The organism is Pseudodesulfovibrio sediminis (assembly GCF_020886695.1).
GTDB lineage: Bacteria > Desulfobacterota > Desulfovibrionia > Desulfovibrionales > Desulfovibrionaceae > Pseudodesulfovibrio > Pseudodesulfovibrio sediminis.
In genome coordinates, this window is the sequence record NZ_AP024485.1 from 1,037,738 (window position 1) to 1,055,016 (window position 17,279).

General features: G+C 54.6%; 14 protein-coding genes. 10 read left to right on the forward strand and 4 right to left on the reverse strand.

What is annotated here, in order from left to right:
- Position 1: 1 nt before the first annotated feature.
- Positions 2–2,134, forward strand: coding sequence for a ferrous iron transport protein B (gene feoB / locus SRBAKS_RS05175; RefSeq protein WP_229594340.1), 2,133 nt, complete (start codon positions 2–4; stop codon positions 2,132–2,134).
- Between the two features lie 80 nt (positions 2,135–2,214).
- Here feoB and SRBAKS_RS05180 read toward each other — a convergent pair whose 3' ends face one another.
- Positions 2,215–3,582, reverse strand: a complete 1,368-nt coding sequence (locus tag SRBAKS_RS05180) for an aminotransferase-like domain-containing protein (RefSeq protein WP_229594342.1) — start codon at positions 3,580–3,582, stop codon at positions 2,215–2,217.
- A gap of 125 nt (positions 3,583–3,707) precedes the next feature.
- On the opposite strand from SRBAKS_RS05180, the gene SRBAKS_RS05185 reads away from it, so the two are divergent.
- Entirely contained in the window at positions 3,708–5,240 is a 1,533-nt protein-coding gene (locus SRBAKS_RS05185; RefSeq protein WP_229594344.1) for a glutamate synthase-related protein, read from the forward strand.
- A gap of 288 nt (positions 5,241–5,528) precedes the next feature.
- The gene (locus tag SRBAKS_RS05190) at positions 5,529–6,362 is read left to right on the forward strand and encodes a cytidylate kinase-like family protein (protein WP_229594346.1); all 834 of its coding nucleotides are present in this window, start codon (positions 5,529–5,531) and stop codon (positions 6,360–6,362) included.
- A gap of 36 nt (positions 6,363–6,398) precedes the next feature.
- Here the strand turns inward: SRBAKS_RS05190 and SRBAKS_RS05195 are convergent, their stop codons facing one another.
- Complete coding sequence (locus tag SRBAKS_RS05195; RefSeq protein ID WP_229594348.1) at positions 6,399–7,055, reverse strand: Crp/Fnr family transcriptional regulator; 657 nt, start codon at positions 7,053–7,055, stop codon at positions 6,399–6,401.
- Positions 7,056–7,152: 97 nt separating this feature from the next.
- On the opposite strand from SRBAKS_RS05195, the gene SRBAKS_RS05200 reads away from it, so the two are divergent.
- Together SRBAKS_RS05200 and SRBAKS_RS05205 are read left to right on the forward strand one after the other, a co-directional pair.
- The gene (locus tag SRBAKS_RS05200) at positions 7,153–7,374 is read left to right on the forward strand and encodes a hypothetical protein (protein ID WP_229594350.1); all 222 of its coding nucleotides are present in this window, start codon (positions 7,153–7,155) and stop codon (positions 7,372–7,374) included.
- Positions 7,375–7,400: 26 nt separating this feature from the next.
- The gene (locus tag SRBAKS_RS05205; RefSeq protein ID WP_229594352.1) at positions 7,401–8,402 is read left to right on the forward strand and encodes an arsenic resistance protein; all 1,002 of its coding nucleotides are present in this window, start codon (positions 7,401–7,403) and stop codon (positions 8,400–8,402) included.
- Positions 8,403–8,525: 123 nt separating this feature from the next.
- Here the strand turns inward: SRBAKS_RS05205 and SRBAKS_RS05210 are convergent, their stop codons facing one another.
- Positions 8,526–9,062, reverse strand: coding sequence for a hypothetical protein (locus tag SRBAKS_RS05210; RefSeq protein ID WP_229594354.1), 537 nt, complete (start codon positions 9,060–9,062; stop codon positions 8,526–8,528).
- Positions 9,059–9,832, reverse strand: a complete 774-nt coding sequence (locus SRBAKS_RS05215) for a NifB/NifX family molybdenum-iron cluster-binding protein (RefSeq protein ID WP_229594356.1) — start codon at positions 9,830–9,832, stop codon at positions 9,059–9,061. Before SRBAKS_RS05215 ends, SRBAKS_RS05210 begins: the two co-directional genes overlap by 4 nt.
- Positions 9,833–10,124: 292 nt before the next feature.
- Between SRBAKS_RS05215 and SRBAKS_RS05220 the strand changes: the two genes are divergently transcribed.
- From SRBAKS_RS05220 to SRBAKS_RS05240, 5 genes are all read left to right on the forward strand, one after another.
- The gene (locus SRBAKS_RS05220; protein WP_229594358.1) at positions 10,125–11,108 is read left to right on the forward strand and encodes a 2-hydroxyacid dehydrogenase; all 984 of its coding nucleotides are present in this window, start codon (positions 10,125–10,127) and stop codon (positions 11,106–11,108) included.
- A 5-nt stretch (positions 11,109–11,113) separates the two neighbouring features.
- Positions 11,114–12,505, forward strand: coding sequence for a glycerate kinase type-2 family protein (locus SRBAKS_RS05225; RefSeq protein WP_229594360.1), 1,392 nt, complete (start codon positions 11,114–11,116; stop codon positions 12,503–12,505).
- A 173-nt stretch (positions 12,506–12,678) separates the two neighbouring features.
- Positions 12,679–13,821: an SGNH/GDSL hydrolase family protein gene (locus tag SRBAKS_RS05230; RefSeq protein WP_229594362.1), complete on the forward strand. Its 1,143-nt coding sequence runs from the start codon at positions 12,679–12,681 to the stop codon at positions 13,819–13,821.
- A 2-nt stretch (positions 13,822–13,823) separates the two neighbouring features.
- Positions 13,824–15,233: an MBOAT family O-acyltransferase gene (locus SRBAKS_RS05235; protein WP_229594364.1), complete on the forward strand. Its 1,410-nt coding sequence runs from the start codon at positions 13,824–13,826 to the stop codon at positions 15,231–15,233.
- A 170-nt stretch (positions 15,234–15,403) separates the two neighbouring features.
- Positions 15,404–17,206 carry a methyl-accepting chemotaxis protein gene (locus SRBAKS_RS05240; protein WP_229594374.1) on the forward strand — a complete coding sequence of 601 codons (1,803 nt, stop codon included), beginning with the start codon at positions 15,404–15,406 and terminating at the stop codon, positions 17,204–17,206.
- Positions 17,207–17,279 lie beyond the last annotated feature (73 nt).

Sequence of the window (17,279 nt, forward strand, 5' to 3'; positions counted from 1 at the left end):
CATGCATAAAATTGAAAGAATCGCCATTGCCGGTGTTCCCAACAGCGGCAAAACCACCCTGTTCAACGCCCTGACCGGCGCCCGGCAGAGAGTCGGGAACTGGCCCGGCGTCACTGTTGAAAAAATCGAAGGCAGCTTCCCCCTGGGAGGAACGGATGTCGAACTGGTTGATCTCCCGGGCACCTACAACCTGAGTCCTGACACGGAAGACCAAAAAGTCGCCGAGCGGGTCATTCGGGACGGAGAATATGACCTGACGCTCAATGTGCTCGACGCCACCAATCTTTCTCGCAACCTCTATCTGACACTCGACCTGATGGAGCGCACCAACCAGATCATCATCCTCCTCAACATGGTTGATGTGGCTGAAAATGAAGGGATTGACGTCGATGTCGACAAACTCGCCAAACAACTGGGCCACCCTGTTGTTCCTGTCGTCGCCGTTAACAAGGAGTCCGTTGCAAAAGCCGTAAAACAGATAGAAGCCCTGCTTGAAGACGTCCCGCCTCACGACTCGCATGTTACTCGCGGAGAGGTCCTGGACACGGTCGCCAAATATGCGCACATTGACATACTGTACAACACCGTTGTCAGCGAGAATAAAAACCGCGAAGAGAATCTCACCAACAAAGTCGACAACATCGTGCTCAACCGTTTCGCGGCCATCCCGATATTTCTCGTCTCCATGTTTCTCACGTTCTGGTTCGCCATCGGCCTCGGCTCTGTCTTCATCGACTTCTTCGACATCCTCGGCGGCCTGTTATTTGTCGAGATTCCAGGCGCACTTCTGAATGCGATCCACGCCCCGGAATGGCTGAATGTCATAATATCAGGCGGGTTTGGCGCGGGCATTCAAACAGTCGCCACGTTCGTCCCTGTCGTCTTCTTCATGTTCCTGGCCCTGGCCATCCTCGAAGACCTCGGCTACATGGCCCGTGTCGGCGTCATGGCTGACCGTTTCATGCGCAAGATCGGCTTGCCCGGCTCGGCCTTCATTCCCATGGTTGTCGGATTCGGTTGTACTGTCCCGGCTGTCATGGCGACACGCACGCTGCCCACGAAACGCGACCGTTTCATGACCATATTCATGGCACCCTTCATGTCGTGCGGAGCGCGACTGCCCGTCTACGCGCTCTTTTGCGTTGCGCTGTTCGGTTCCAACTCCGGTTTGGCCGTCTTCCTGATCTATCTTTCCGGCTTGATCATGGCGATCCTTACCGGTCTCATGCTCAAAAACACGCTGTTCAAAGGCACCCCCTCGCACTTTGTCATGGACCTTCCCCTGTACCACACCCCGCGCATCGGCGCTGTCTTCAAGAGCGCATGGTTGCGACTGAGACACTTCATCCGACGTGCTGGTACCATTGTCGTCATGGCGGTGTTTGTCTTGAGCATGCTCAACTCCATCGGCATCAATGACGGTGAGATGTCGTTCGGCAACGAAGACTCGCAGACCTCCATTCTCGCATACATGGGTCAAGGCATTGCCCCGGTCTTCGAGCCCATGGGCATCAAGGAAGAAAACTGGCCCGCATCGGTGGCCCTGTTCACCGGCCTGTTTGCCAAGGAAGCCATCGTAGGCACCGTCAACTCCCTCTACTCTTCTCTGGACATGCAGGATGAAGCCGCCGCAGACGGAACGGAAGAAGAGGAAGGCGGACTGGACATCGGCGGCTCCGTCACCGAAGCCTTCACCTCTGTTGGCGATGGGCTTGTCGGCGTGGTCAGCTCCTTTGATATCCTCGGCATCAGCCTGATTTCCCAGGACAGTGAGACGATCACGGAAGAGATCGGCGCGAGCACCTCGGTCTATACGCACATTGCGGCCAACTTCACGGTCTATTCGGCCTTTGCCTACCTGCTCTTTGTCCTGATGTACTTCCCCTGCCTGGCGGTGGTCGGTGCTGCCCGACAAGAGATGGGCGGCTTCTATGCCTCTGTGATGACCCTGTACAGCACAGTCATGGCCTGGGCCGTCGCAACCCTGTTCTTCCAGATAACGGAAGGCCACAACTTCATATACATAGGGCTGTCCATTGCGATCCTGATCTCCATATACTTTGTGCTCAAGGTACTCGGTGAAAAGGACGCATCGACCCTGCGCGTCGGTGCCGCAGCCAAACAAACTCGGTAGAACACCTTGGAGACATTGTCTCCTCACCATTGCCGGTCCCCTGCCTCCATTGGAGTCAGGGGGCCTTTTTTATCGGCAAATCACAATTCCCCCGGCCCTGCCTCCAGGATATCGACAATGTGCGACAATCCCAGTGTCAATTCCTGCCTCGTTTCAACTGCCGTGAGGCACAATCGAATGGCGGGGGCGACGTCCGGGCTTCCCACTGCAAACTGTTCGGCACAGTTGATATTGACTCCCCTGCTCCGGGCGTGTGCCTCGAACGCATATCCTGTCCACGCCTCCGGGAGCTGGTACCAGAGGTAAAACCCCTTTCCGGGGAGCCTGTCTTCAAGAAAAGGCAGCATCGCCCACGCCATATGGTTTCGGTGCGTCGCCTCAGCGATTTTATCCTCGATAACCTGTTCGACAACGCCCCCGACGATGGCATTGCATATAACGGCCATATTCAATGCCGGAGCCATCCAGATGGTATTGTAGACGGCATTGGCCATGTGCTCTCGAAGCGTTGCCGAGCACACCACGAAAGCCACTCGCAGTCCGGCATGGAGGATCTTTGAGAAACTGCTGATAAAAACACTCTGTTCGGGAACAAACGACGACATGGCCGGTTGCATCGTACTCGCGAGAAAATAATAGGGATCGTCTTCAATCAGCAGCAAACGATGCTCTTCAATAATACGCAGCAACGCCTGCCGACGTTTGACGCTCATGGTCGTTCCGGTGGGATTATGAAAGGCAGGCATGAGATACAGACCTTTGATCAAGTGGCTTTTACACGCCGCACGGAGACGCTCCGGCCGCATGCCGTCCTCGTCCATTTCTATGGGCGCCAGTCGAATGTTCATCATGGCAGCCAGATTCTTCAAACCGGAATAGGTGATGCAGTCGACGGCTATAGTGTCTCCGGGCTTGAAACACGCCATCAACGTGCACGTCAACGCGTGTTGCGCCCCTGCCGTGGCGACCACCCGTTCACTCCCGACATCAAACCCGAACTGCGCCACCCACTGTGCGCCGATTGCCAGATGATCAGGCAGTCCGGCCGGCTCGCTATAGCACCTGAACCCGGATAAATCCTGCTTTGAGGAGACGCTTGAGAGGCCTTCTTCCAGCGTCGGTTCCAGATGATTCAGGGAAAACACCACTCCCATCTCGATCTCACCGGCCTTGAACATGGCGGACTTTGGCTGCTCCAGGGTTTTGGTGACACCTGCGGAAACAAATGTCCCGCGCCCTACCACACCCTTGACCAACCCCCGCCGCTCCGCCTCGCGATAGGCCCGTGAAACCGTGGTCAGGTTGACGGAGAGCATTTCAGCCAGCTCTCTTTGCGGTGGAAGCTTCTCTCCCGGCAGCACAGTGCCACTGCGAATCCCTGTTTCCAGATCATCGGCAATGACAATATACTTGGCCTTGTGTGAATCACCTATGTACGGACACCACATTGCACCCTCGGATAAATATTGTTTGTCAAACAATAAAACTTTTGAATCAATACATTCGTTACAGTACAAATTAAAGTCACTACTGTTTCAAACACCATGAATCCGATAAAAGCAAGGAGCTTGCGATGTCTTATTCCCCTCCCCTGAGTTCTGGGTTTACCTTGGGCAAAAACCGGAGCCGGTACCTCTCCCCGCAATCCGGCATGTGTTCCTTCTGCACCGAAGAATGCGGCGGGACCTGTGAACTGGCTCAGGCAGCGATACTGGGGTCGCAAACAGTCTACCCGACAACAACAGGGAATAATCAGATCGCATCGGAAAAGGATTACCCCATAGATTTCTCGCACTTCAATATAAATGGCCGTGTATTCGGCGCGCAAGGGATTGATGCTACGCCAGAAGACGCCACCATTTACAACGTCAATCTCGAACGCACCTATGGCACGCTCAATCCCGTGACCATGGCCTTGCCCCTCACGCTGCCTGCCTTGATCAAGCTCAACTGGCAGGACTATTTCTCCGGTGCAGCCATGGCCGGAGTCACCTGCGTTATCGGTGAACATGCCAGAAACAGTGATCCGAATCTGAAGATGGAAAACGGCATCGCGACCGAAAGCCCCCTGCTTGAACAGGCCCTCGACTGTTTTCGCCGATACGACAGGGGATATGGACAGATCGTTGTGCAATGCAACATCGAGGACATTCAGCTGGGAATCCCCCGACTGGTCATCAGCAAATACGGGGCTGAAGCCATTGAAATCAAATTCGGTCAGGCAGCCAAAGGCACCCAGCCTGTCATTCGGATCAAGGATCTGGAAACCGCCCTCAAGCAGAAAGCCCTCGGTAACATCGTGCACCCCGACCCGAGCGACCCGGAGATTCAGGAGGCGTATGACAAGGGTGTATGTCCCAATTTCGCTTCGTACAGCAGGCTGCCCATGTGGACGGAAGAGTCCCTTGCCAACTACATCGCAGACCTGCGGGAGTGGGGAGCCAAGAACATCTACTTCAAGATGGCAGGATACGATCTGGCCGACATTGAACGTGTGATAAAAATAGCCTGTGACCTGCAGGTGGACATGATCACATTCGATGGAGCCGGCGGCGGCTCCGGGTACAGCCCCTCCAAAATGATGAACGAATGGTCATTGCCCACAGTCTGTCTTGAAGATGCCGTGGTGCGCATCTGTAAACGGTTGAAATCCGCAGGGGCAACCGTTCCGGCCATTGTCATGACCGGCGGATTCGCCAGCGAGGATCATGTCTTCAAGGGGTTGGCCTATGGCGACGGCCACATAACCGGAATCGGATTATGTCGCGCAACCATGGCTGCCGCCATGACCGCCAAGAACATCGGGGACGCCATCAAGGACGGCAACATACCGGAGAAATTTGCACGATACGGCTCTACCGTCGAGGAGCTGTTTGCCGATCTACCAGACTTGCGGGCCTTGTATGGCCGTGAAGCGAACACGTTCCCAACCGGTGCCATCGGGGTGTTTTCCTACCTCAACAAAATCGCGTTTGGCCTGCGCCATTTTGCCGCGCTCAACAGGAAATTCAACATCGATTTATTTGATAAAACAGACCTCATTCCCCTGACCACAGAGTCAAGGGCGCTCATGAACAACACCTGGTTCACGTCACCAGTGAAATAACTGATTGCCCGGCAATCCAGCCCTGAACAATCAGACTGTTCATACACGTTATCAGAAGGGAGGAGCGATTCGCTCCTCCCTTTCTGTTAACGCAAAACAAGCCGATGCGCACGGTTACCGAAGCATCACCGATGTCGCATGTTGTGACAACATTCACACAGAGAAATATGGACACAGGCTGGTCAAGACGAAATCATTGGAGTATGTTGATTACTTGTCGACCGACCGCGTCTTGCGGCCAGCCAATAGACACCAATATACACCAAAACTCTTATCCGAGAGGTCGCCATGGCAATCATAACAATTTCACGAGGATCATATAGCAGAGGAAAAATCATCGCTGAAAAAGCCGCTGCCAAGCTGGGCTATCAATGTCTTTCAAGGGACATCCTTCTGGCCACTTCAAAAGAATTCAATATCCCAGAGGTCAAGCTTGTCCGGGCATTGCACGACGCCCCGTCCGTGCTTGAACGGTTCTCGCACGGCAAGGAGCGCTACCTCTGCCATCTGCGGAAATCCCTGTTGCAATACGCGGTACAGGGAAACATGGTCTATCACGGCCTTGCCGGTCAGTATTTCCTCAAAGGCATCCCCCACGTCTTCAAGCTGCGCATTATCGCGGACATGGATGACCGGGTGAAGGAAGAAATGCATCGGGAAAACATCAGCGAAGAAGAAGCCCGAAACATTCTGGTAAAGGACGACAACGAACGCCGCAAATGGGGTATGCAGGTATATGGCATCGATACCTGGGACAGCAGATTATATGACATGGTGCTGCATGTTGGCATCCTCTCCATTGACGATGCCGTGGATATCATCTGTCACGCTGTCGAAAAGCAGGCCTTCCACGAAGAACCGAAATCCCAAAAGGCCGTCGAGTGCATGTATCTGGCCGCACAGGTTCAGAGCGCCCTCATCCACATACTCCCTTCAGTCATGGTGGAAGCCGAGGACGGCGTGGTAAGCGTGATCGTTCCCAATGGGCATACCGTGCTGACCGACAAGGCAACCCGTCAGATCACGGAAATCGTCACCAGGATCAAGGGCGTCAAAAACGTCCACCTGCTCTCGCCAAAACCGGTAAAGGACATGATCAACCCATTCCACAACATTCAATAACCCCCACTCCGGGGAATGACGTGAAACGATCAAGACCTACTGTTCGAGCCCGGATGGATCGAGTATGTGGATTACAGCGCCATCCACCTCTATGAGACCGTCCTGGCTCATTTTTTTCAACGCCCGAGAAAGGGCCTCCGGGGTTGCGCCGACGATTTTGGACAACTCTCTGTAGGAAAAATTCATGGCCACCTTGCCGTCTTTCTCCCTGTTCAACAGGTAGGCCGCCAACCGCGATGGCAACGATTTGAGCGACAGGGAGTCGATCATATCCATGGCCTCCTTGAGACGCCGGGACATAACCCGCATCATGTTGATCAGAATGGTCGGGTCTTCCTGCACCATCTGCTCAAACCCCACCGGACTGATTGCCAGAACATGGCTGTCCTCCAGAGCGCCGAGATTGGCTGGCAGGATGCCATCCGAGAAGACCGAACAGAGACAAAAAGGCTCCCCTGGCCCAAACACGAAGATGGTCTGTTCCTTGCCGTCTTCCGAAATCTTGAACAGCTTCACCCTGCCGTACAAGAGTATATGCATCCCCTGCGCGTATTTATCCTCGCTGAAAAACACGGCATTCTTCGGGATGACTGTCACGACAGCGTGCTCCACGACCTTTTTAAGCTGCTCTTTCTTGAGCTTTGAAAAGAGCGGAAAATCACTGACAACGTTCAATATTTCAGACTTTTCCATTGTATTTTCCCAAAGATGTCACCCTGGTTGATCAAGATCAATGCGCCCAATCCGCCTTGTTTATACCGTACATGTAAAGAACAGGCAGGAGGTTCCCATGAGTACCGTTACAATCAATTGTCCGTATTGTTCAGGAGAACAAACCGTCAGCACTCACAGCAATTTCGCCCCGTTTTACGTGAATTGCCCGGAATGTGCCAGACGCTTTATTGCCGAACCGACCCAGCTTGGCATCACGATTTTCCGAGATGGCGAAGCCCCCTGCTGCTCCGACCCCGATTGCAGGGACATCGAAATGGGCGACTCCGGACAGGATTGATCGCCATCACAAAAGGAGTATATACCATGTGGAGATTCTTACAGAAAACAACGAAAAATCTGACCATTGCCATTCCCGTCATGATGGCCGCCGGGTTTGCCTACGGCATGTCGGCCGATGCCTCGTGGATCAAGGGATTGATTGTCCCGTTCACCTTTCTCATGGTGTACCCGATGATGGTGACCCTGAAGGTCAAAAAGGTCTTTGAGGGGGGTGATGGAAAGGCGCAGGTTCTAACACAGCTCATCAATTTCGGCATCATCCCGTTTCTGGCCTTTGGCTTCGGCAGCTTTTTCTTCGCGGACAGGCCCTACATGGCCCTCGGCCTGCTGCTGGCCGGACTGGTACCCACCAGCGGCATGACGATCTCATGGACCGGCTTCGCCAAAGGAAACATGTCCGCCGCGGTCAAGATGACGGTCATAGGCCTCATCTGCGGTTCACTGGCGACCCCGTTTTTTGTCAAGGCACTCATGGGGACCACCATTGAGATCAACCTCATGGCCGTGCTCAAGCAGATACTCTACATCGTCTTTCTGCCCATGACATTGGGCTATGCAACACAGCGCTATCTTGTTGGCAGATATGGACAAAAAATGTTTCAAACCGCCATCGGACCGAAGTTTCCCCTGCTGTCCACTCTCGGCGTTCTGGGGATAGTCTTCGTGGCTCTGGCTCTCAAGGCAAAGACCATCGCCGCTGCTCCGGAAGTGCTTATCAACATCCTCGTTCCGCTCATCATACTGTATGGCGTGAACTTCACCCTGAGCACCATGGTCGGTCGCTGTTTCCTGCAACGGGATAACGCCATCGCGCTGGTCTACGGCTCTGTCATGCGCAACCTCTCCATTGCACTGGCCATCGCCATCAACGCATTCGGCCCTCAGGGATCGGACGCCGCCCTTGTCATTGCAATGGCCTACATCATCCAGGTCCAGTCCGCAGCCTGGTACGTCAAATTCACGGATACGCTCTTCGGCCTGCCGGATGAACTGAAATCTGCGACCCTTGTGGACGGCAAGGCCTGATCTCAAAGAGGCAGGCCCTCCATAAGACGCACAACAGCAATCCATCACCTCCGCCATCGGGATAAAGTCACCAGAGCCGACACTCCCCTTGGCGGAGGGGATACGCACGACGCGTCAACATGGTTACCTGTTATGCGTACCGGAAAACGCACTGACCACGACAGCCACTGTCAACGCTCCCACCAGACTCACCCCCACGAAACACGCCGTATACTGCCAGCCGAAATAGACTGCCAGCACGGGCAGAAGAATGGGTTTGACCGAACGACAGCCGATGAAGTTGGCCAGATGAAATGGAGAGGCCCCCTTTTCCCTGATAGACTGCAATAACGGGAACCAAGCATAAATAGGTCCCATGGAAAGGATGCCTGCCAAAGATGAGAGCAGGACTCCCTTGACCCCCAAACTCCGTCCGAGAAGGCGCGTTATGACCACGGGCGACAGGAAGCGATTGAGCGCCACCATAATAAACAGCACCAGACAGATGGGCAGGGCGAGTTGACGAAAAATGGAACCACTGATCAACAAGGCAGCTTCAGTCTTTTCCGGTGAGAACAGAAAGGCCAGCCCATACAGGCAGGCCACGATCAGCGGGAAAATGGACGCCTTGAGTACAGGTTTCACATAGGCATGAATTGCTGTAGCTGTCCCCCGAGTCATGCCAGCCACCCTATCAACAGGGCCATGACAAAGGACATCAGGACAACCATGACGAAACTGGCGACATTACGTACCAGCGTAAAACGAAATCCAAGGGCCGCAGACTCCGCAGGCAGTATGATGACACCAATATTAACCCATGCCAGCATCAGGGCCGTGACGCCGGCCACTCCGACCCCGGTATGCAGCAGATTCTTGCCGATAATATAACTGTTCACCGGGCTGCCTGCCATGACACTGCCCAGACTCGTTCCCAGAAATGAATCATAAAGCGGCGACCCCGAGAACAGCGAAAGCAGGGTCTCGTCGGACACAAATCCCCGGAACAATCCCAACAATAAAACCACGCCGACCATCCGGGGGACCATATTCAGAAACTGCTTGAGCCCCTTGCCGATAGCCTCCACCCACTCCCCTGCGGGCTCTCCGTCCGAAACAGCAGTCGTCCCCTTCAAGCGGGACTGCATAAACTCGCTCACGGCGTCCCTGACAACCCCGGAGACATCTGTCATGACCTTGATCCCCTGTCTCCTCATGGCCTTGATGATGTGCGGCGAGGCATAGCCGACCAGAATGGCCCGCGCGCCCCGGTCCACGACAAGCGATATGACCTGCACTCCCGCCCCGGGCGCGGATGAGGGAGGCGGCCCGTCCAAAACCTCGAAGGACATATCGTCGGTTTCGACAATGAGCAGATACGCGGCGGTCCCCAACCGACGCCCCACCTTACTGTCCAGATTCGGTTCGGAGCACGGAACGGCAATTTTCATCAAGACCTCTCAGGCATAGGTACATTCTCCGCCTAATCATACAGGAAAAAGCTGCGATTAAACAACCCCCTACATATAAAGAGACATCGACCACACCCTGCTCTCGCGAAAGGCACTTATTGCAAAGGGCTACCAAGAACTAACCGGACCCGCGTCCGGCGGCAGAAGATAAAGGCGTGCATTTTACGGCGTCCAACAGTATTGTGAGTCCGCTGTGCACGAACGCGTTCCGCTCGTTCACAGCCTGAACAGATTTTTCACCGCACAATCGCTGACCCATAAAGGCTGCTCAATGGACCGCTTCAAAGTATATATCACCAGACAGATTCCGCAGGAGGGCATCGACCTCCTGAGCCGAGTGGCAGATGTTGACGTCAACCCGGAAGACGCACCTCTCCCGCACGCAACCCTGCTTGAAAAAGCGGCTCTCTATGACGGCATCATCGGACTGCTCACAGACAGGATCGATGCGGAATTTATGGATGCGGCCACGCAACTCAAAGGGTATGCCAACTACGCCGTAGGCTTCGACAATATTGACGTGGCAGCAGCCACCAGACGAAACCTGCCGGTCTCCAACACGCCGGGCGTACTCACGGACGCCACGGCAGAATGCGCATGGGCGCTCATCTTCGCCGTGTCCCGCAGAGTCGTGGAATCGGATGCCGTCATGCGCTCCGGCTCGTGGTCAGGCTGGGGACCGCTCCAGTTCATCGGCGGCGACATCAGCGGCAAGACCCTCGGCATTGTTGGTGCAGGCCGTATCGGCACGGCCACGGCGCTCATGAGCAGAGGGTTTGGCATGAAGGTCCTGTACACAAGCTCGTCCGGCAGAAGGAACGACATACTGGACTCGCAACTGGGAGCCAGCCTCGTCCCCTTCGACACGCTGCTGCAAGAAGCCGATTTCATCTCCATCCATGCCCCGCTGACGGAGCAGACACGGCACATGTTCAATGCCGAAGCCTTCGCACAAATGAAGCAAACCGCCTATGTGATCAACACGGCGCGCGGGCCGGTCATCAAGGAGGACGACCTTGTCGCAGCCCTGCAAACAGGGCAAATCGCGGGCGCGGGATTGGACGTCTTTGAAAACGAACCGAACATGGCACCGGGACTGGCGAGTCTTGACAGTGTCGTCGTCCTGCCGCACATCGGTTCAGCAACGAAATCATCCAGAACGAACATGGCGACTCTTGCCGCGAGCAACCTCATTGCCATGCTCCAAGGTCGGCAGCCAGAGACCTGCCTCAACCCTGAACTCTACGACAGTTAGGCCACATGACACAATACAGCGCCAAAAAGCAGGACCTCCTGCGTATCATCGACAGTGCCATTCATGCCGTTTCCCCTGAAATCGCCATGCAGAACACGCTCAAGCGTACCGGCGACATCCTTACGGTGGAAGGAACCGAATACGATCTCACCTCCTATGAACGTATAATCGTGGTCGGCGCGGGTAAAGCCTCTGCCTCCATGGCCAAAAAGCTGGAAGAGCTCCTCGGGGATCTGCTACACGGCGGCATCGTGGCCACCAAATACGGGCACGGCCTGGAACTCAAGAAAACCTGGGTCATGGAAGCCGGGCACCCTGTTCCCGACATGGCGGGCCAACGTGCGTCCAAGGACATCCTCGGCATTGCCAAAGGCCTTACGGAGAACGACCTGGTCTTCTGCCTGCTGTCCGGCGGAGCCAGCGCCATTGTACCCGCCCCCAGAGAACCTGTGACCCTACAGGACAAACAAGCGACCACGAGAGCGTTGCTTGAATGCGGCGCGACGATTAATGAAATCAACGCCATACGCAAGAATCTTTCCCTCTTCAAAGGCGGACATCTGGCCAAGGCCCTCGAACCGGCGACCGTAATCACGCTGATCATATCCGATGTGATAGGCGACTACCTCGACGTCATCGGCTCAGGACCGACAGCACCGGACGAATCCACCTTTCTGGATTGTCAGGCCATCCTCGACAAATATGCCCTGTGCAGCGGTATTCCCGAGGCGGTCACCACGATCATTGCCGCAGGCTGTGCCGGGGAAGCGCCGGAGACATGCAAAGCCGGAGACAAATGTTTTGAACGTGTACAAAACGTTATCATCGCAGGCAACGCAATGGCATTGACCGGCGCGGCAAAAACCGCACAGGAGCTGGGGTACACGCCCATACTTGTGGATGCGGCCATACAGGGTGAAGCACGCGATGTCGCGAAAAAGCTGGTGGAAAAGGCCATAGCGACCTGCGGAGAACACAGTGAGGATACGCGCATCTGCCTTCTCTACGGAGGCGAAACCACTGTGACCATCAAAGGCAACGGCAAGGGTGGTCGCAATCAGGAGCTGGCACTGGCCGCTGGCATTAAGCTGCTCGGAGCGGAATGCCGTGAGCGGATCGCCCTGGCCTGTGTTGGAACAGATGGCACGGACGGTCCCACAGACGCCGCCGGCGGGTTGATCTTCCCGGACACGGTCACCGAACGGGGTGAACGTGCCGCGCGTGAACACCTAGCCAATAATGACGCTTACCATTTCCTCTCAAATGTCGGGACCATCCTCAAAACCGGCCCGACCCGTACCAACGTCATGGATATCGCCATCGTACTGGTTGGTCCCAACGAACCAAAAATGACAGCCTCTTCACTTCAGCACCATGCTCACGATGCGATCAGATAGCCCCCGGATTGCAAGACGAGACTGCCATTGAAGCAAATTACGCAGTTTTTTCAACACATTGAAGACAATAGAAGCGACAGACACCGCGTTGACAGCCCCCCTGAATTCACTTAAACCCGTGCGTACGTAAAAACATCGACTCAACAAACCGGAACATCAGTCTCTTATCGCCCATGAAGTCAGCCACCGCCTTGCTCAAAAAAACAGCGATCTTTCTGATCAGCTTCCTCTTCTTCATCGAGATCGGCTGCTGGTTCTACATCCTTTATTTCAATCAGAATATCCCCCTGCCCACCTACCGATTCGTCGATGCAAACGTCAAATTCTGGGCCAACCTCGACACCCACTTCGGGACATGGCACCAGCCCAACTCCTCTTTCCTGCACAACAAGTCCTGTTTTGTCGTGGAATACCACGCCAACAGCCTCGGCATGCGCGACCCGGAACGGACCAAACGGTCTGACAAGCCCCGCGCCGTTGTCCTGGGCGATTCCTTTGTGGAAGGATGGGGAAACGAGATAGGCGACCGACTCACGGACCACATTGAACTCGATCTGAACAAGGAAATGCTCAACTTCGGCACCGCTGGAACATTCGGCACCGTTCAGGAGTGGCTCCAATACAAATACGTGGCCAAAACATTTGATCACGATGTGGTCATGATCGGCATCCTGCCGCACAATGATTTCAAGGATAATGATTACGCCCGTGTCGGCGGCAAGGCTAAGCAGCGCAGGCCATACCTTGTCGGCAAATACCCCGACCTCAAGCTGATATACACACAGGATGAGTTGTATACCCGGCCCAAACGATCGCAAAAGCTGAAGAGCTTCGACTTCACCCTGAGGGAATGCTCCAGCTTCTATCGCGTCATGCGCTACCTCGGCTCCTATCGGATCAGGAACTATGAACTACAACCCCGCTGGGTGGCGGATTTCAACGACAGTCCCGGACGCAACCACTCTGCCTATCACCAGTTCAGGCCGCAGGACTGGGACATCATACAATACAGCCTGGAGCAGCTCGTTGCCGAGGCAAGCGGGAAACCGGTAGTGGTCTTTTCCATCGCCACCCAAGCCGATTTCGACGAGTATGATGGGACCAAAACGCCTTTGACCCAAAAATTTGAAGCATTGTCCAAAAAGCTGGGCTTCATCTACTGCGACATGCTGGAAGAAATGACTGCGAAAAAATACTCTGCCGAAGATATCTTCTTCGTCTGCGATGACCACTGGAGTCCCGTGGGCAACAAAATAGCGGCGGATATCCTTGAGCCATATGTAGTCAAGGCGTTCGAACAGGCGGCAAAGAAGTAATCATGCTGTTCAACTCCATACAATATCTCTTCGTCTTCCTGCCCATTGTCGTTTTTGGGTTCTATATTGTCAGGCTCTTCGGCAGCAGCAAGCTCATCAACATATTCATGGCCCTGGCTTCACTGGTCTTCTATGGCTCATGGGCACCCAAATACCTGTCGCTCATCGGCTTTTCCATCTGTGCGAACTTCATCCTGGGACGACTGGTCGCCACATCGAACAAGCGCAGATTCTACCTCATGGTCGGGTTCGTCACCAACCTCGGACTGCTTGCCTACTTCAAATACTCGCAATTCGTGCTTGATAACGTCATGCACATTTTCGGCGCAAGCGCCCCGGCCCTGAACATAATCCTACCCATCGGCATCAGCTTCTACACCTTCCAACAGATTTCCTTTCTGGTGGATGCCTATCGGGATCGGGAGATGAATTACAGCTTCACGGACTATATGCTGTTCGTGACCTTCTTCCCTCAGCTCATCGCCGGTCCCATTGTCTACCATAGAGAAATGATGCCCCAGTTCAAGGAACTGCCGAAACGAAAAATCAACTGGTCCGGAATCCATGCGGGCCTGTTTCTCATCGCCATCGGGCTGATCAAGAAAATCATCATCGCCGACAAGCTCGGCCTCTGGGTGGGTGACGGGTATGACGACGTAGCCGCCCTGAGCGTGTGGGGAGCCTGGAAAACAAGCCTGGCCTACACCTTTCAGCTCTACTACGACTTCTCGGGCTACATGGACATCGCCCTCGGCTCGGCCCGACTGTTTGACATCAAGCTGCCTTGGAACTTCAATTCTCCCTATCTATCGCTCAACATTCAGGAATTCTGGCAGCGATGGCACATCACCCTGGGCCGCTTTCTGCGTAATTATGTGTATTTCCCGCTGGGCGGCAACCGAGGCGGACTCATACCGACCTGCGTCAATCTTTTCCTGACGTTCCTCATCGGCGGCATCTGGCATGGCGCAGGCTGGACTTTCGTGGCCTGGGGAGCCATGCACGGAGCCGGGATGGTCGTCCACCGCTGGGTGCAACACAGAACATTTCACCTCCCAAAACCCGTAGCCTGGTTGTTCACATTCCTGTTCGTGAACACGGCCTGGGTCTACTTCCGCGCACCGGATTTCGGCACAGCCAATGCCCTGCTGCTGCGTATGACCCAGTTCAGCACAGAGTCATGGGGAGCCGTATCTTCCCTCTTATCCGGCAGCATCGACTTCTCCGGTTATCTGCTGGTCATCATCCTCTTTACATTGCAGGATCATTTCTTCCGCAACTCACACGAGTGGGCAAACAAGTGCCGCCCTTCCCCTGTATACGGTGCCTTCTATACTGCCGTCTTCGGTACGGTGGCGTTGATCCTCATGTCAGCAAACCTGCCAAGTGAATTTCTCTATTTCCAATTCTAACCCCGGTAAAACCGTATTGGACCAAAACGGCCAGGTGATATCAAAAAGATTGATTCATATGGCAAACCACATGTTTTTCTGATAAAAAAAGATTCCGCATTTATTATACTTTTAAAAAAATGCCGATATTGCTACCCAGTTGAGAAATGGAATAAACGAATGAGGATGTCATGTTTAAAAACATCAGCTTGAAGTGGAAAGTGTTATCTCTGGCTCTGCTTGGACCAATCGTTGTTGGTCTGCTCCTGGCTGGACAGCACATTTATCAGATCAAATCCACAGGCGAAGAGCACATCATCAGCCAAAGCCGGGCCGTCGTGCTTATGGCTGAAGCTGTCCGCGAAGAAATGGCCAAGAAGCTTGAAATGGGAATCATCACTCCTTTCGAGCAACTCAAGAGCAAGGAAAAACTGCTTGAAGCCGTTCCCGTCATCACCGCCATCAACATGGCGCGCCGGAAAGCCCAAGAGCTGAACTACGAATTTCGTGTTCCCAAGATAATGCCACGCAATCCGGCAAACACACCTACGCCGCTTGAGCTGGAAGTTCTGAAAGAACTCAAGGCAAAGAACATCGATGAAAAAGTCATCGTTGCCGATCATCAGATCCATTTCTTCCGCGCCATTCGCCTGACCGAGGAATGCCTGTATTGCCACGGTGACCCCAAAGGCAGCAAGGACCCCACCGGCGGCACACTCGAAGGCTGGAAAGCTGGTGAAATCCACGGCGCATTCGAAATAGTCTCCTCTCTTGAAGCGGCAAAGGCCAAGATCCTCAAGGCCGAGTTGATCGCCGCTGGTGAAACCATCCTGATCCTGCTTGCCATCACCGCTTTTGTCTGGATTCTGGTCAAGGTGAACATTGTCACACCTTTGGACAACATCAGGAATTATGCCCAGACTGTTGCCGATGGCGATCTGGACGCGACCCCCAAGGGCAGCTTTGTTGCCGAGCTTGCGACGGTCAAAAACGCCATTTCGACCATGGTTGAAAATCTCAAGAACAAAATGTTCGAAGCCTCGGAGCAAAAACACCAAGCCGAAGAAGCCAGGGGCACTGCGGAAGCCGCAATGAACGAAGCCAAGGAACAGGAGGTCAAGGCTTCCCACCTGCTGACAAAGATGCAGCGAGTGGCCGGAGAGGCCGCACTCATTGCCGAGCAGGTCACCTCTGCCGCAGACGAGCTTTCGTCCCAGGCCGATCAGGTCAGTCAGGGTGCCGATGTCCAACGCGACCGCACCACCCAGACAGCTACGGCCATGGAAGAAATGAACGCCACGGTCCTTGAGGTTGCCAGAAACTCCGCAAGCTCTGCCGAATCCGCCTCCAATGCCCGTTCTCAGGCGCAGGAGGGCGCCACAGTGGTCAAGGATGCCATCTCGGCCATCCGCAAGGTGCATGACCTCACAGACACTCTGAAGGGGTCCATGAATCAGCTGGGCAAACAGACCACGGACATCGGTCAGATCATGAACGTCATTGAAGATATCGCCGACCAGACCAACCTCCTTGCGCTCAACGCGGCCATTGAAGCTGCCCGAGCCGGTGAGGCCGGACGAGGCTTCGCGGTTGTTGCAGACGAAGTCCGCAAGCTGGCTGAAAAGACCATGGACGCCACCAAGGAAGTCGGTGACGCCATCAAGGTCATCCAGAGCGGAGCCGCCGACAACATCCAGTCCGTGGACAACGCTGCCAGTGCGGTGGAAGAAGCCACGGATCTGGCCAACAAGTCCGAAGAATCCCTTGATGCCATCGTGGCCTACGCGGACGACACCTCCGGTCAGGTGCAATCCATTGCCACCGCAGCCGAAGAACAATCCGCTGCTTCCGAAGAGATCAACCGGGCTGTCGACGACATCAACCTGATTGCTTCCGAGACAGCGGAAGGAATGAACCAGTCGGCCGAAGCCATCAACGAACTGGCCCGTCTGTCCAATGAACTGCGCCAGCTTATAGATGAGATGAACGAATAGCGCAGATCACACACAATAAAACAAGCGGAGGTCCGAGCATTCGGGCCTCCGCTTTTTTCTTGGAGGTCACAAG

What these genes read in the sequence shown, in the direction of transcription:
- SRBAKS_RS05235 (WP_229594364.1), top strand. Translation starts at nt 13,824, where the DNA reads ATGCTGTTCAACTCCATACAATATCTCTTCGTCTTCCTGCCCATTGTC.
- SRBAKS_RS05230 (WP_229594362.1), top strand. Translation starts at nt 12,679, where the DNA reads ATGAAGTCAGCCACCGCCTTGCTCAAAAAAACAGCGATCTTTCTGATC.
- SRBAKS_RS05240 (WP_229594374.1), top strand. Translation starts at nt 15,404, where the DNA reads ATGTTTAAAAACATCAGCTTGAAGTGGAAAGTGTTATCTCTGGCTCTG.
- feoB (WP_229594340.1), top strand. Translation starts at nt 2, where the DNA reads ATGCATAAAATTGAAAGAATCGCCATTGCCGGTGTTCCCAACAGCGGC.
- SRBAKS_RS05185 (WP_229594344.1), top strand. Translation starts at nt 3,708, where the DNA reads ATGTCTTATTCCCCTCCCCTGAGTTCTGGGTTTACCTTGGGCAAAAAC.
- SRBAKS_RS05195 (WP_229594348.1), bottom strand. Translation starts at nt 7,055, where the DNA reads ATGGAAAAGTCTGAAATATTGAACGTTGTCAGTGATTTTCCGCTCTTT.
- SRBAKS_RS05180 (WP_229594342.1), bottom strand. Translation starts at nt 3,582, where the DNA reads ATGTGGTGTCCGTACATAGGTGATTCACACAAGGCCAAGTATATTGTC.
- SRBAKS_RS05205 (WP_229594352.1), top strand. Translation starts at nt 7,401, where the DNA reads ATGTGGAGATTCTTACAGAAAACAACGAAAAATCTGACCATTGCCATT.
- SRBAKS_RS05220 (WP_229594358.1), top strand. Translation starts at nt 10,125, where the DNA reads ATGGACCGCTTCAAAGTATATATCACCAGACAGATTCCGCAGGAGGGC.
- SRBAKS_RS05215 (WP_229594356.1), bottom strand. Translation starts at nt 9,832, where the DNA reads ATGAAAATTGCCGTTCCGTGCTCCGAACCGAATCTGGACAGTAAGGTG.
- SRBAKS_RS05200 (WP_229594350.1), top strand. Translation starts at nt 7,153, where the DNA reads ATGAGTACCGTTACAATCAATTGTCCGTATTGTTCAGGAGAACAAACC.
- SRBAKS_RS05190 (WP_229594346.1), top strand. Translation starts at nt 5,529, where the DNA reads ATGGCAATCATAACAATTTCACGAGGATCATATAGCAGAGGAAAAATC.
- SRBAKS_RS05225 (WP_229594360.1), top strand. Translation starts at nt 11,114, where the DNA reads ATGACACAATACAGCGCCAAAAAGCAGGACCTCCTGCGTATCATCGAC.
- SRBAKS_RS05210 (WP_229594354.1), bottom strand. Translation starts at nt 9,062, where the DNA reads ATGACTCGGGGGACAGCTACAGCAATTCATGCCTATGTGAAACCTGTA.